This is a genomic window from Abyssisolibacter sp. ZYX002 (assembly GCF_056892235.1).
The window spans coordinates 575,056-590,223 of the sequence record NZ_JARMXH010000002.1; the positions used below are offsets into that span (position 1 = coordinate 575,056).

Consider the following 15,168-nt stretch of genomic DNA (forward strand, 5'->3'; position numbering starts at 1 on the left):
TACCGTTTAGATTATACCATTTAACTACTCAATGAACAAGTAATATGACTCATATAAATTTAACATAAATCATAAAAAACTCCTTTCTACTTATATGGTTCTTTTCAGGAAAGGAGTTCTTTATTTTTACTTTATCACAAATCATAATATATATGTAACTTAACTAATTCAAACAAGTCTTTATAACTACTATATTAGACCTTTTATCATATTTCACTTCGCATCCAAAAGCTTCCATTACCACTCTAATTGGTAAATAAGTTCTTCCCAATTTTACCAAAGCTTTTGTGTCGTTTGAAATTTTCTCACCATTTTTAAGTATGTATTTTTCATCTATTGGAATTTCTATCTTTATATTATCTTTCTTAACTATTGCTACTCTCTTTTCATTATTCCACTCTACTGTTGCTCCGAATTTCTCCATAACTACTCTAATTGGAACTTGGGTTCTATCATTTTCATCTATAAAAGGGAATCCATACTTTTCATTAAACCAAACGAAATCATTATCTAATTTTACTCTAGTATAATTTCTTAGTTTGGTGAAATCTCCTGTAGTACTATTTGTCAATCTATTACTTTCTCTACCTATATAGAATATTTCTCCTTCTATATCTATATAGCAGCCGTAGTATATATCAGTGTCATATTCTTTTGGCACTGTATTATTTAATTTAACCATTTTGCCATCTTTGCCCATCTCATAAAATCTAAGGCCTTCTTCTACTAATGATACAAATTTAGCTTTACCCTCGTATATTCCTAACATCCTCAATTTTTCACAATCAAAACTATCTTTTATATTTTTCATTGTGTATTGTTTCGTTTCTTCTTTATAAGCTATTTTAAAAACAGACCCACCATCATTGTGAATACCTCCATAGTGGATTTTTCCGTAAAGGAAAATGATCCCGTTATCATTAACAAAACATTTTCTAGCACCAAATCCTTCTGGACTAGGAAACTTAGCTATCGTATCACCTGTCTTATTTGTTAGCACAATATCAGCTAATGCAACTGAGTAATCGTTGTACATCGCGGCACTTGTACTAATTTTATATAATATTTGCTCTTCATTTATTTTGTATCTGTAAACTGAAACTTTTATTGGACTTTTCTTAACTTTTTGCGTATTAGTTGTAAATTTTATTACTTTAAGTCTCTTGCCCTCGTTAATTGCATCTATCTTTTTATCTCTAGTCTCACTAGCAATGCTGTCGTTTTCATATATCTCATAAAATCGATTATTATAGTCAATATACTCACCAATGTCCATTATTTTAATCTCATTATGATATAATATGTTGTCTATAATTTTTATATTTTCATCCGGCACACTCTCTCCTTGTCTCTCTGAATTTCTAGGTTTTTTAGCTTCATTTAACACATCAATTTGTTCTTGCTTTGTCATGTATTCTCTATCATGATATAAACTTTTATGTATCTTTGTTATCTGATTATTTTGTTTTAAATATATGTAATCTTGATCGTCATGCACTATATAAAAATCAGACCCTCCAAAGCTCATTGTAGCTAGTATAAAAGCAAGCAATACAACTACTCCAACTATAAATATTTTTTTTATCATCTTTCACCATCCCTTTTCTAATAATTACAATAATAGTATATCACGGGATATATTATGTTTATATTACAAACTGATTAAATCCAATTGTATCTATATTGCAAACAATATATCTATAATCTCCTCATAAACTCATCTTTATAATCAAAATTTTCTTTAAGAGATTCATTTATTTCCGTTAATAATATGCCTTTATCTTGTGGAAGAACTCCGCCTAATGCAACATAATTTGAAGCATGATTACTTCTAAATACACAATGTTCAAGCTCAAGATTTTCTATAAACATTTTAGTTTCTAACATAATTTCTTTTGGAGAAAGAAGTTTCATTTCACCTTTTTCTATTTTTTCACTCATTTCAGAGCTTTTATTTATCAGTAATGTAAGTAGTGCAACATATTGTGGATTGATAGCACTTACTACTTTTGCTGAATCAATAGCGTGATCTCGCCATTTACTTGTTCCTCCGAGACCTGAAATTATCATGACTGAAAGATTTATCCCTGACTCAACTATTCTTTGCCCTGCTTTTATCATCTGCTGGCTAGTTACCCCTTTATTTATTTCCTTTAATACTTCATCATTGCCAGATTCTATGCCTAGATAAGCTATATCTAAGCCTAATTCATGTAGCTCCTTTAATTCGTTTACTGATTTACCTAATATATCTTTTGGAGCTGAGTACACACCTACTCTCTCACACTCTGGAAAAATCTCTTTTATATTAGAAAGTATATTCTTTAGTACTTCTGTTTTTAAAACAAGTGCATTTCCATCTGCAAGAAAAATCCTTTTAACATGCTTATAGTACTCTCTCATCTCCTTTAAATCCTCGAGTATCTCGTCTTGCTCTCTTACTCTAAACTTCTTCTCCTTATACATACTGCAAAATGTACATTTATTATGGGAACACCCTATAGTAACTTGGATAATTAAGCTGTTTGCCTCACTAGGTGGCCTATACACTGCACCTTCGTATCTCATATAATATATTCTCCTTTAATTTTCTTTGTAGTTTATTCTCTTGCTAATCCATATATGTATATCTTGGTATACTTCATATATATCTTTCAATAAAACATGTTTCATTCCCTCATAAATTTTGATTTCTTTATCTTGTGATGATATATTACTATAAAACTTTATAGAAGCATTTTTGTCTATTATTTTATCTTCTTCTCCGTGCATTATAAAACATGGACAGCGATATTTATTTAAATTATTGTTCAACATTGTTATAGCATGTACTAAAAACTGAACATAAAAATTTAGTGTAACACTCTTTAATTCTAATTCATCTCTAGCAACGGGATTTTTGATTTTAATTTTAGGCACAAATCTGTTTATTGATTTAAGTATTCTTCCTTTTATTCCTCTTGACTGTTTTGGCTCTGATGTTGCCGATGCTAAAAGAACTTGACCTAATATTTTATCACCATGCTTTATCCCATAAAGTGCTGTTATTAATCCACCCATACTATGCCCTAACATAATTATTGGTATCCCCTCGTATTCTCTTTTTATATAATCAACTATATCATCCGTATCTTTTATGAAATCATCAAATAATTCCAAATGTCCTCTTTCCCCTTCAGACATTCCATGCCCTCTTATATCAAATCTACATACTCCATACCCAAGGTTATTGAATACATCTTTTACATGATCATATTTTTCTAAGTATTCTCCAAAACCATGAACTATTATCAATATTGCAATTGGTTTTTCTACCATATCTATCACACAATTAAGTTTTAGGTCATTTTTATTTATTATTTTTAGCTTTGTTACTTTTGACTGATTCATATGTCTCACCTCAATATTTAACTATACTATATAATATAGCAAAAATCATATCAATAATAAATAATATGTGCAAGGGCAACAGATATCTCTTTTACAAGTATCATCAATGCTACGTATACCACTTATGTTCTAGTAAACAATTAAGGCAACCATCATAATTGGATTATACCCTTTAATTTATACTGGTTTAGAAGTCTATTAAAGTCTAGCTCCTTTGCTTATATCCAAAAACTTCATAAAAATACACTCCTCCTTATAGTAGATTTTTTATTATTTAATCTGTCTACTATAAGGGGAGCATATCATATTTCTGCTCTCTTTTTCTTTATAAGATTTTTTTATTTTTCGACACCTCTTTAAAATATAAATAAAAAGCATTAAACTGAAGCAATGATTGGGAAAATCAATAAAGAACTACAAATGTCTATATGATTAAATACAATAATGAAAAAGACGAAACATAGTGGTTTTTTTTAAAGAATCTTTGTTTATTTTTTTATTTTGATCTACCCATTCATAATAGTTATTCATAGCTTTATCTAAATATTTCATAAAATTCATTTTGTCGGTTAACTTGAGTAATGATTCAAAATCTTTTTTAAGTTCTATAGCTTTTTCAGATTTTCCTAAGTAAAATAGATTCATTATTTTTATCATCATAATTTTAAAGAATCTAAAATCAAATAAATAATGTTTTTGTGCGACAGCTATTGTTTTATTGCAAAAATCTAATGAATTTGAATAATCTTTAAATTCATAATACCCATTACCAATATTACCAAGAATTATAATGCTCACTTCACTAATATTTAGTAAATGAAGATTATGTATTAATTTCTCCTTGTACTTTAAGAAATTTTGCTCATCTCCAATTTCAATGTAAAAACCCATTAAAGAATTAATTATCCTAAAGTGAATTACATTTTCAATTTTTTCAGGCTTTACTTTTTCTAGCAAATCAATTGCTGCTTCTTTTTTATCACATGAATAAAATTCGGCTAGAGCTTTAACCCATTCATGAAATAATTGGTCTCCACTATCACCTCTCTTCATTATTTGTGATGATAATAAAAACGCTTCTTCATACTTATAATTTTGAATAAGATTATAAACTTCTTGTATGTTTAAAACAGTGTTGTCACTTATGCTTGTCACATCTGTTTTCAAGTTTAGCCACTCCTTAAAATTTAATTTGTATAAGATTATTGTACCATATATTACATTTTGTTTCATTGATTACAATTAATAATATTGTATAATTCAATCTTTGATTTGCACTCTATACATGATATAATTTGATAATAAACATGCTTTATTATGCTGTATAGTATATTTTGAATGATTGTATCAAATTGATATATAGTATTGTTTTGAAACTATAGGGAGGTTTTAATTATGTCAAAGATAAAAGATAAGGTTTATCAATGTCCGTTATCTCTATCTATAGATTTAATCGGAGGTAAATGGAAAAGTGTTATACTATGGCAATTGCGTGAAAAAGTTCTTCGTTTTAGTCAGCTTAAAAGAAGATTACCTGGTATAACTCAAAAAATGCTGACTCAACAATTGAGAGAACTTGAATCTGATGGGCTAATAACAAGAACTGTCTATCCAGAGGTCCCTCCAAAAGTTGAATATAAATTAACTCAATATGGTAAAACTGTGCTTCCAGTTTTGCGAATGATGTTTAAATGGGGATTAAATTACTCTGATAATTTTGATGTTGAGGTTGATTTAAGTGCTTATAACAATAATGGGGAGAATGTTTAGAGTTTTTGGTGATTTTTTATCTGGTGGTGGAACCTATCCTTTTTAATAGGTGTCCTATTCCTTTTATTTATATAAAAACGTTGTAGGAATAAGCCCTCTAAGTCGCTTCTCCAGAATAACGGATATGCTTCTTTGTAACTTTATTTATTATTTATACTGTTTCTTTGGATTATCTTTGTGGGTCTTGTAGTTGGTCGTTACTTTATGGTTCAGCTTTTTAATTGTTTTTCTTACCCTGCGTAAGCTGTAATTTTTTGATTATATTAATATTAAATTACAACTTCCAATGTCGCGTTCGAAAAACAATCTCAGCTTCAAAGTGTTTTTGGTATCTTTCTTTAGAGTCATGCTAAGATAAAAAACTTCTAGTTCTTGGTTACTCATCATATATTGGTGGAAGCCTATCCTAATTTCTTACGGACTCCGTATAGTACGTGTTCCTTTTTATTATTTAGAAACGTTGGAGGAACACGCACTCTAAAGTCGCTCTCCAGAAAAACGGATATGCTTCTTTGTAACTTGATTGGTTGTTTTATTAGTGATTTAGCTTATCTCTGTAGGTCTTATTTCTACCATCAAATATGGCTACTCACCATTTTGTTAATAAAAATTACAACAAGTAAAGTCACAAGGGAAAGCGAAAGATATCTTGTAGGTAAATTTGAGGAGCTGTTTCTTCAAAGCTTCTACTTAAATCATTAGAAACAGCTTCTCTACTGCACTAAAGATTATCTTTGGTTTCCCTTCACCAATGAACCATTCTTTACAATAGGTATTTTTCACGCACTCCAACGCCTTACCCTAAAGAATAACAACCAGCAAACCTACTAGAAGCTAAATAACATTTGCTGTAAACGACATTGAGAGTAGTGTTTCTACATCATTAATATAGTCAAGAAACACTACTCTCGCAGGGTTAAGCAAATGTTATTTAATGCTTCCACACAAAAATAATGAGCCACACTGCAAAGCATGACCCTTGTTCTTCTAGTTCATTTATAGGTTGTTCATATCCGTAGAGGTCTTGTGATTGCTCATAGTTCTATTGGCTTAGCTATTGAATTGCTTTGCTAAAACCTCCTCAAAAACTCATCTTTATAATCAAAATCCTCTTTTAGAGATTCATCTATTTGTTCTAATAATAGATTCTTATCTTGAGGTAAAACTCCACCAAGCACTACATAATTTGAAGCGTGATTGCTTCTAAATACACAGTTTTTAAGTTCAAGGTTTTCTATGAACAGCTTTGTTTCTAACATGGTTTCTTTTGGAGAAAGAAGCTTCATTTCGCCTTTTTCTATTTTATCGCTCATTTCAGTGTTTTTGTTTATCAATAGCGTAAGTAGTGCTACATAATGCGGATTAATAGCACTTACTACTCTAGCTGAATCTAAGGCATGTTGTTTCCATTTTTCTTTACCACCAAGTCCAGATATTATCATCACTGATAGTTTTATACCTGCTTTAACCATCTTCTGCCCTGCTTCTATCATTTGCTCTGAGGTTACTCCTTTTCTTGTATCTATCAACACATCATCATTACCTGACTCTACACCTAGATATGCTATATCTAAACCTAGTTCATGTAGTTCTTTTAGTTCTTCTACTGACTTTCTTAAGATATCTTTTGGTGCTGAATATATACCTATTCTTTCACACTCTGGAAATAGATTTTTTATGTTTACTAGTATCTTTTTTAAGTCTTCTGTCTTTAAAACCAATGCATTTCCATCTGCAAGAAAAATCCTTCTCACGTTTTTATAATATTCTCTCATTTCTTTTAAGTCTTCAATTATTTCATCAAGTTTTCTCACTCTAAAATTTTTCTCTTTATACATACTGCAAAATGTACATTTATTATGCGAGCACCCTATTGTTACCTGTATTATAAGGCTTCTTGCTTCGCTAGGTGGTCTATATACAGCACCCTCGTATCTCATATCTAACTCTCCTTATTAATTAATTTATTTCACTACCTACGGGTAGCTTATTTTCCATATTAGTAACTTTATTTACTTAAATGGCTAAGGACTGCTTAAATAGAAGCAGTCCTAATTATTCTATTACATAACTATTTAGTTTTTTGTATAGAAGTTATTCTATTATGCTTTGTTCTGAAACACTTAAAAGGGTTGATATTATTCCAGTTAACTAAGCATATTTAATCAGATAAATCACCCGCTTGCTTGTCAGCTGTTTATTTGTAACTCATTAAATCTGTATAGTCAATATGCTGTTAAGCATTCATTGCTAACTTTTTTTCTTTTATCTGAGCTGTTAGCTCTGGAACTATTTTATTTAAGTCTCCAACAAGCCCTAAATCTGCTACTTTCATAATAGGTGCTTGATCATCTTTGTTAACAGCTATTATAAAATCACTATCTTGCATACCAGCTAAATGTTGTATAGCTCCTGATATACCACATGCGACATATATCCTCGGTCTTACTGTTTTTCCTGTTTGACCAACTTGTAATGCATGGTCAATCCAACCATTGTCTATTGCTGCTCTTGATCCAGCCACAGTTCCACCTAAAGCATCTGCAAGTTCTTGTAGCTTGGCAAAATTCTCACTACTTCCGACTCCTCTACCTCCTGCTACTAGAACTTCGGCTTCACTAATGTCGATTACTTCTTTGAGTTCTTTAACAACTTCTAATACTTTAACTCTCATTTCTTTGTCTGTTAGCGTAGCTACTCTTTTTTCTATTTTTGACTCATCCATTCTCGAGTCATCTCTTGACAACTTATCGAAAACACCCGGTCTAACTGTTGACATTTGAGGTCTATGGTCTGTACAAATGATTGTAGCCATCAAGTTACCACCAAATGCTGGTCTTGTCATTAATAAATGTCCTGTTTCTTCTTGTATGTCTAAACCTGTACAATCTGCTGTCAATCCTGTCGCCAATCTTGCAGATACTCTTGGTCCTAAATCTCTACCTATATTTGTTGCTCCAATAAATATTATCTCTGGTTTCTTTTCATTTGCTAAATCACATATTACTTTTGTATATGATTCAGTAGAATATCTAGCCAAATTCTCGTCATCAACATATATAACTTTATCTGCACCATATGCTAATAACTCTTTAGCTTGGTCTTCTATCTTATTACCTAAAAGAACCGCTGTAAGTTCAACTCCTAATTTATCAGCTATAACTCTACCATTGCCTAGTAGCTCTAATGCAACTTTCTGTATTTGTCCATCTCTTTGTTCAGCAAAAACCCAAACACCTTTGTATAGTGCTAAATTCATATCTATCCCTCCTAGTCTCTAAATGTAGTGTTTCTCTTTTAATTTTGCAATAGCGAAAGCTGCTGCTTCTTTAGGTGGTAAGTTAACAATCTCTCCTTGCCCTTTTGGCTCTTTAGTCATTGATTTAAATACCTTTGTAGGAGAACCTCCCAATCCTAAAAGTGCTCTATCTACATCTATAAATTCTGCATCCCAGATTTTAACTTCTTTTTTGAAAGTTTCAAAAATATTTGTCATATTCATATATCTTGGTTTGTTTAAAGTATCTATTGCAGTTAAAAGACATGGAGTTTGAATTTCCAACATCTCATAACCATCTTCTAATGCTCTTCTAACTTTTAGTGACTTGCCATCTACTGTTACTTGCTCTACATATGTTACTTGAGGAAGCTGTAAATGCTCTGCTATCTGTGGCCCAACTTGCGCTGTATCGCCATCTATAGCTTGTCTTCCCGCAAATACTATGTCAAAGTCTAACTTCTTTAAAGCACCTGCCAATGCATTTGAAGTCGCTAAAGTATCAGCGCCAGCAAAAGCTCTATCTGTGATCAATACTGCATCATCAGCTCCCATAGCAATAGCTTCTCTCAATACAGCTTCTGCTTGAGGAGGTCCCATAGTGATAACAGTAACACTAGCTCCATTTTCGTCCTTTAATCTCAATGCCTCTTCTAGTGCATTTTTATCATCTGGATTCATTATTGATGGCACACCAGCTCTTATTAATGTACCTTTTACTGGATCTATTTTAACTTCGTTTGTATCTGGTACTTGTTTTACACAAACTACAATATTCATTATTTACCCTCCTTGTTTATCATTTATGTTATCTAAACATATCTCCTGATATTATCATTCTTTGAACTTCATTTGTTCCTTCATATATTTGTGTTATCTTAGCATCTCTCATCATTCTCTCCAATGGATAATCTTTAATAAATCCATATCCGCCTAACATCTGAACACAATTTGTAGTTACATACATTGCACAATCTGATGCTGTCATCTTTGCTAATGCAGCAGATACTGAGTATGGTTTCCCATTGTTTTTATCCATAGCTGCCTTATATACAAGATATCTAGCTTGCTCAATTCTAGCTTTTAAGTCAGCCATTCTGAAAGCTAAGTATTGGAACTTGTAAAGTTGCTTTCCAAACTGCTTTCTTTCCTTCATATATGTTATCGTCTCTTCTAATGCACCTTCAGCAATACCTAATGCTTGAGCTGCAACACCAATTCTTCCTCCATCAAGAGTTTTCATGGCCATTCCAAAACCTTTACCTTCTTTTCCAAGTAAATTTTCTGCTGGAACTCTGCAATCTTCAAGTACAACTTCACCAACTTGAGATGATCTTATACCCATTTTGTCCTCTATTTTTCCTATAGAGATTCCTGCATATTCTTTTTCAACTATAAATGCTGATATTCCTCTAGTCCCTTTACTTCTATCTGTCATTGCAAATATAACAAATGTATCTGCTATCGGACTATTTGTTATAAAACACTTTTGTCCATTCAATATATAGTGATCTCCATCTTTTACAGCTATAGTTTGAACTCCAGATGCATCTGTTCCTGCATTAGGCTCTGTTAATCCAAATGATCCAATTTTTTCACCCGTACATAAATCCGGAAGGTATTTTTTCTTTTGCTCTTCTGTACCAAAAGCGTTTATTGCTCCCATACATAATGATGTCTGCACTGAATAAGATATTCCTAATGATCCATCAACTTTAGAAATTTCCTCTACTGCAAGAATGTATGATAAATAATCTCCACCTGCTCCTTTATAATCAGTTGAAAATGGTAGTCCTAGTAACCCCATCTTCCCCATCTGTTTGTATTGATCCATAGGAAAAACTCCTGTTTGATCAGCTTCTGCAGCAATAGGTTTTATTTCATTTTCTGCTAATTCTCTTACAGCTTGTACAACTAACTTTTGTTCTTTAGTTAATTCAAAGTTCATTTACTTACCTCCTACGTTTCGATTTGAGTTAATCTTCATTTTACACTTTGCTAAACAAGTCAATAGTCTTTATCTAAAATTCCTATTTTCAAATTATTTAATATAATTCTAACTAGTATATTTCATTTGTGCAAGTACGCACTTTTTTGTTTTATAGTACCCTTTTTGATACTATGACTATCTATGTTACTATGAGCATTTACATAGCCAAAAACTTATTTTTGACTATATAAATACTGTATATATTGTGGTGGGTTCCTTCATTCATTCTTTATCTTTATTTTGCTGTTTCTTTTAGTTGTCCCATTTTCTGAATCTCTTCACGCGATACATTTCCAAAATCTTTGCGCAATTCTCGTAAGAAGCCATAGTAGATTATACCTAATATCACTACTAGAGGTAATCCAGTGGAAAGTACAATAGATTTAATCGTATTGATATCTGTCCCAATGTATGACACAGCTATCGGAATAGCTACCAACACTATACACCAAACAAATTTTATAAATTTACTTGGTTCTTGATTTGCTTTAAGTTTTTTAGATACTGTTGATGATAGTGTAAATGATGCAGCATCTAACGTAGTTGCTAAGAATAATATTATTACAAATAGATATACAACCATTACAATTTTACCAAACGGAAGTGTATTTATTGTCGCAGTAGCTATGTTTTCAGCCTGTCCATTAAGTAGCATTTTAGGTATATCTAAAATACCTTTGATTCTCAATGACTGTTGATATCCTCCAATGATACCGAAGAACAGCAATAATCCTAACGAACCACTTATTAACATATTGGCTATAACTTCTTTAATTTTTCTACCCTTAGATATCTTAGCTACAAACAATCCTGTGAAAGGCCCAAATGTCAGCCAGTAAACTAGATAGAACGCTGTCCATCCTTGAGGATAACCTGATCTTGCTATCGGATCAGTCCATAAACTCATTCTTGGATACTCTGTAGCTAATATACCAATTGAATTTACTATAGAATCTATAATATGTTGTGTTGGACCTGCAATTAAAATGAATCCTAATAACATCATGCACATATATACATTTGAATCTGATATTCTTCTCATTCCTTTTTCTATTCCTACTAGTGAGCTAGCAGAATATAAAAGTGCAACTCCTATGAGTACCATAGCAGTAAGCATAAACGTGTGAGGTATACCCAATAAATCAGCTATTGCAGATGAAACCGTAGACGCTGATGTTCCAGCGGTTATGCTTATTGATCCAACTGCTGCAAATATGAAAATAAAATCTACAACTTTACCAAATACACCCTTAACTGCTTTTTCTCCTAGTGCATATTTACAAAGAACACTAAATCTAAGCTCGCTATCTTTTTTTATGTAGTAATGATAAGCAAAAGGTAACACAAATACACATAATAATGCCCAAGCCGATGGACCCCAATCAAAGAATGTATATGCCATAGACAACTCATAATTTACTGCTTCACTAACTACTACACCATTTAACTGTGGAGCTGCATTAAAATGATGCCCCCACTCAAGAAATGCCCAATAAACAGTTCCTGCACCGTTACCACAGAAAAACATCATTGCAACCCAGCTCAATGTTGAAAACTGTGGTTTCTCATTTCCTAATCTTATATCCCCATACTTTGATAAAGATATGCAAATTAAGAACAATAGAATAAATACTGTAAACAACTGCATCGGTGATCCAAATGTATTAGTCAATATGTTTAATATTGTATTTGCAACTTCTTTACCTTGCTCAGGATATAGTGTAAGTCCTGTAACAATACCAATTATGACTAATATACTCAATATCATAAGAACCACTTCATACTTATCAAATAAACTTAAGTTCTTATTACCCTGTTTTGCCAAAAAAATCCCTCCTACTCAGTAATATTGCCGTCATTGTTCAATATGTACCAGTCGATTATGTGACTGGCACATATTGAAACAAATTAAGTTAAACTATTTCTTTTTCATGGAAGTTCTTTATTTCTTCGTCACTATAACCAATATCTTTTAATACTGAGTCTGTATCTTGTCCCAATAATGGTGCCCCATGCACTAGCTGTGCTGGAGTTTCACTTAATTTCATAGGATTACCTATGGCAAGATATTTACCTATTCCTGGATCTTCTAACTCTAACATCATATCTCTTGCCTTAATTTGTGGATGATGCATTATTTCTGGAATTGTTAACACTGGAGCATTTGGAACTCCTGCTTCAACAAATATTTCTTCTAATTCATTTTTAGTTTTGCTCATAAAGAATTCACCAACTACAGTAGTAAACTCATCATAGTTCTTACATCTTAGTTCGTTATCTATAAATCTAGGATCTTCCTTTAATTCAGGCATAGACACTGCATCACAGAATGTTGGCCAGCCTTTATCACTTGCTAGTCCTGCTGAAAAATAGCCATCTTTACATTCATATACATCATATGGAACAAGAGTAGCAGGATCAGCGTTTCCTGTTCTTGTAGATTCCTCTCCCAATAGAGTATCAAATAGTATTGGGCTTTCTAATATTGCAAAGATTGCATCGTACATTGCTACATCTATTTTCTGCCCTTTTCCTGTATTCATTTTGTTTAAATATGCCATACTTATAGCTAATGCCATAGTTAAACCAGTGAAATTATCTCCTATAGCTGGTCCCACTTTAGTAGGAATACCATCTGCAAATCCTGTCATCTCCATAATACCTGTCATAGCTTGTACAACATTATCGTAAGCTGCAAGACTTTTATGTGGCCCTGTTTCTCCAAAACCAGAAATTGACGCATAGATTATTTCTGGATTAACTTTCTTCATTTCCTCATAACCAATCCCTAATTTGTCAAGAGTTCCAACTTTGAAGTTTTCAACAATAATATCAGCATCTTTTACTAACTCTAAAACTATTTGTTTTCCTTGTTCTGTTGACATATCCAATGAAATGCCTTTTTTATTTCTATTTATAGCAGCATAGTAACCACTATGTCCGTTTTCTATAGGAGTCCACTCACGTGATTGATCTCCTATACCTCTTCTCTCTATTTTAATAACTTCAGCGCCAAAGTCTGCTAATTGCATAGTGCAAAATGGTCCACTGTATGCTTGTGTAAAATCTACTACTTTTACTCCTTCTAATACCTTCATGTTTTTCTCCCCTTTCCTTGGATTTACGCTCTTTCGATTAACTTTTTATTACATAATTCTTTGATTTGCTCTGTTGTGTAACCTAGCTTAGTAAGGTATTCTTCTGAATGCTCACCTAAAAGAGGAGCTCCATGTTCTATATTTCCAGGAGTCCCTTCTAAATTAATAACAATTCCTGGCATTTTAACCGTTCCTAGTGCTTTATCTTCTACATCTACTAACATTTCTCTAGCAGCTACTTGCTCTGTTTGCATAGCTTCTTTAACTGTGTAAACAGCTCCACATGCTAATCTAGCTTCTCTTAATATCTTTTCTATCTCAAATTTAGACATTTTCTTTGTTACATCTTCTAAAGCTTCCTTTAACCCTGTTTCATAGTTATCTCCTCTTTTTTCGTTGTTAATGTATCTAGGATCATCTTTTAAGTGACCAAGGTTAAGAGCATCACAGAATTTTTGCCATTGTCTATCTGTAGATATACCTACTGCAACATATCCATCTTTTGTCTCTAGTGCATCATATGGAGAAATTGATGGATATGAATTACCAACTCTAGGTGGAACATGATTTCTTAGACAGTTAGTAACTGGTGCTGCTTCAAGGATAGAAAATAATGAATCTAATATTGCTATATCTACTTTCTGTCCTTTGCCTGTTTTTTTCTTATGTATTAATGCTAAGTTTATAGCCATAGCCATGTAGTGTCCACTAAATTGGTCTCCCATTGCTGCACCTACTTTTGTTGGCGGGCCATCTGGAAAACCTGTTCTATCCATAAGTCCACTCATAGCTTGTAATTGTAAATCTAAGCCTATAACTTTTTTATATGGTCCATTTTGACCAAATCCATTTAATGATGCATATATGATTTCAGGGTTTACTTTTTTTAGTTCCTCATAGCTTAGTCCCATTCTTTCCATACTACCATACTTGAAGTTTTCACAAACTACATCTGCATCTGCAACTAGCTTTTTAATGATTTCCTTGCCTTCTTCACTAGCTGCATTTATACTTATGCTTTTCTTGCCTCTGTTCAAATAAGCATAATAAGCACTATTGTCATTTTTCATAGGTGCCCAATATCTAGCTAAGTCACCAACTCCTGCTCTTTCAATTTTAATTACTTCAGCTCCAAAATCTGCTAATATCATTGTCGCTAAACTTCCTGCATGTGCTTGAGTAAAATCTATTATTTTGACTCCTTCTAAAGGTCTCATAAATACGTACCCCTTTCTATGAATTAATTTTAATTTTGAAATTGTTAAATTTTCTTTGAGCTCACGTTCTATATAATAGGCAATAAGTATGCCAATCGTATTTTAGGCAATTTACTAATTCCTTTAGTCTTTTGTGTAATCTATGTAATTGATATGAGTCAAATAAGATTCATTGTTATATTTATAACTAAGTTATAAATCACTTGCACATATTGTATTTGCAATACATTTGACTTTTGAGTCGAAAACGCATCATTTTTTTCAATAACGACTCATTTCTCACAATACAGGAGAAAATTTTTAGGTTTTTTATTTTAAAAAAATAAAAAAATATTTTTTAGGTGTATTTATTTAGGTTTTATTAATTAATTTTTTGCATATTTGTATTTATTTTAAAAATAAAAATGTTAATTATATAACAAGGTA

General features: G+C 31.9%; 12 protein-coding genes. 1 reads left to right on the forward strand and 11 read right to left on the reverse strand.

Features of this window, described 5'->3' with window-relative positions; translation table 11 throughout:
- Positions 1-163: 163 nt before the first annotated feature.
- From P3X86_RS08720 to P3X86_RS08735, 4 genes are all read right to left on the reverse strand, one after another.
- Positions 164-1,588, reverse strand: coding sequence for a copper amine oxidase N-terminal domain-containing protein (locus P3X86_RS08720; protein WP_483292286.1), 1,425 nt, complete (start codon positions 1,586-1,588; stop codon positions 164-166).
- Positions 1,589-1,698: 110 nt separating this feature from the next.
- The gene (locus P3X86_RS08725; RefSeq protein ID WP_483292287.1) at positions 1,699-2,568 is read right to left on the reverse strand and encodes a radical SAM protein; all 870 of its coding nucleotides are present in this window, start codon (positions 2,566-2,568) and stop codon (positions 1,699-1,701) included.
- A 15-nt stretch (positions 2,569-2,583) separates the two neighbouring features.
- Positions 2,584-3,390, reverse strand: a complete 807-nt coding sequence (locus P3X86_RS08730) for a lysophospholipase (protein WP_483292288.1) — start codon at positions 3,388-3,390, stop codon at positions 2,584-2,586.
- A gap of 432 nt (positions 3,391-3,822) precedes the next feature.
- Positions 3,823-4,557 carry a hypothetical protein gene (locus P3X86_RS08735; RefSeq protein ID WP_483292289.1) on the reverse strand — a complete coding sequence of 245 codons (735 nt, stop codon included), beginning with the start codon at positions 4,555-4,557 and terminating at the stop codon, positions 3,823-3,825.
- 228 nt (positions 4,558-4,785) lie between these two features.
- On the opposite strand from P3X86_RS08735, the gene P3X86_RS08740 reads away from it, so the two are divergent.
- The gene (locus P3X86_RS08740; protein ID WP_483292290.1) at positions 4,786-5,160 is read left to right on the forward strand and encodes a winged helix-turn-helix transcriptional regulator; all 375 of its coding nucleotides are present in this window, start codon (positions 4,786-4,788) and stop codon (positions 5,158-5,160) included.
- A 1,070-nt stretch (positions 5,161-6,230) separates the two neighbouring features.
- Here the strand turns inward: P3X86_RS08740 and P3X86_RS08745 are convergent.
- From P3X86_RS08745 to P3X86_RS08775, 7 genes are all read right to left on the reverse strand, one after another.
- On the reverse strand, positions 6,231-7,100 hold the full coding sequence (locus tag P3X86_RS08745) for a radical SAM protein (protein WP_483292291.1): 870 nt from the start codon (positions 7,098-7,100) through the stop codon (positions 6,231-6,233).
- A 296-nt stretch (positions 7,101-7,396) separates the two neighbouring features.
- Positions 7,397-8,419, reverse strand: coding sequence for an electron transfer flavoprotein subunit alpha/FixB family protein (locus P3X86_RS08750; protein WP_483292292.1), 1,023 nt, complete (start codon positions 8,417-8,419; stop codon positions 7,397-7,399).
- Positions 8,420-8,437: 18 nt separating this feature from the next.
- The gene (locus tag P3X86_RS08755) at positions 8,438-9,217 is read right to left on the reverse strand and encodes an electron transfer flavoprotein subunit beta (RefSeq protein WP_483292293.1); all 780 of its coding nucleotides are present in this window, start codon (positions 9,215-9,217) and stop codon (positions 8,438-8,440) included.
- 28 nt (positions 9,218-9,245) lie between these two features.
- Positions 9,246-10,385 (reverse strand): acyl-CoA dehydrogenase, encoded by a 1,140-nt coding sequence (locus P3X86_RS08760; protein WP_483292294.1) that lies wholly within the window; start codon positions 10,383-10,385, stop codon positions 9,246-9,248.
- Between the two features lie 277 nt (positions 10,386-10,662).
- On the reverse strand, positions 10,663-12,252 hold the full coding sequence (locus tag P3X86_RS08765) for a BCCT family transporter (protein ID WP_483292295.1): 1,590 nt from the start codon (positions 12,250-12,252) through the stop codon (positions 10,663-10,665).
- Between the two features lie 88 nt (positions 12,253-12,340).
- Entirely contained in the window at positions 12,341-13,525 is a 1,185-nt protein-coding gene (locus P3X86_RS08770; RefSeq protein ID WP_483292296.1) for a CaiB/BaiF CoA transferase family protein, read from the reverse strand.
- Between the two features lie 23 nt (positions 13,526-13,548).
- Positions 13,549-14,742, reverse strand: a complete 1,194-nt coding sequence (locus tag P3X86_RS08775; RefSeq protein ID WP_483292297.1) for a CaiB/BaiF CoA transferase family protein — start codon at positions 14,740-14,742, stop codon at positions 13,549-13,551.
- Between the last annotated feature and the right edge of the window lie 426 nt (positions 14,743-15,168).

What these genes read in the sequence shown, in the direction of transcription:
- P3X86_RS08755 (WP_483292293.1), bottom strand. Translation starts at nt 9,217, where the DNA reads ATGAATATTGTAGTTTGTGTAAAACAAGTACCAGATACAAACGAAGTT.
- P3X86_RS08760 (WP_483292294.1), bottom strand. Translation starts at nt 10,385, where the DNA reads ATGAACTTTGAATTAACTAAAGAACAAAAGTTAGTTGTACAAGCTGTA.
- P3X86_RS08740 (WP_483292290.1), top strand. Translation starts at nt 4,786, where the DNA reads ATGTCAAAGATAAAAGATAAGGTTTATCAATGTCCGTTATCTCTATCT.
- P3X86_RS08745 (WP_483292291.1), bottom strand. Translation starts at nt 7,100, where the DNA reads ATGAGATACGAGGGTGCTGTATATAGACCACCTAGCGAAGCAAGAAGC.
- P3X86_RS08720 (WP_483292286.1), bottom strand. Translation starts at nt 1,588, where the DNA reads ATGATAAAAAAAATATTTATAGTTGGAGTAGTTGTATTGCTTGCTTTT.
- P3X86_RS08750 (WP_483292292.1), bottom strand. Translation starts at nt 8,419, where the DNA reads ATGAATTTAGCACTATACAAAGGTGTTTGGGTTTTTGCTGAACAAAGA.
- P3X86_RS08775 (WP_483292297.1), bottom strand. Translation starts at nt 14,742, where the DNA reads ATGAGACCTTTAGAAGGAGTCAAAATAATAGATTTTACTCAAGCACAT.
- P3X86_RS08730 (WP_483292288.1), bottom strand. Translation starts at nt 3,390, where the DNA reads ATGAATCAGTCAAAAGTAACAAAGCTAAAAATAATAAATAAAAATGAC.
- P3X86_RS08725 (WP_483292287.1), bottom strand. Translation starts at nt 2,568, where the DNA reads ATGAGATACGAAGGTGCAGTGTATAGGCCACCTAGTGAGGCAAACAGC.
- P3X86_RS08770 (WP_483292296.1), bottom strand. Translation starts at nt 13,525, where the DNA reads ATGAAGGTATTAGAAGGAGTAAAAGTAGTAGATTTTACACAAGCATAC.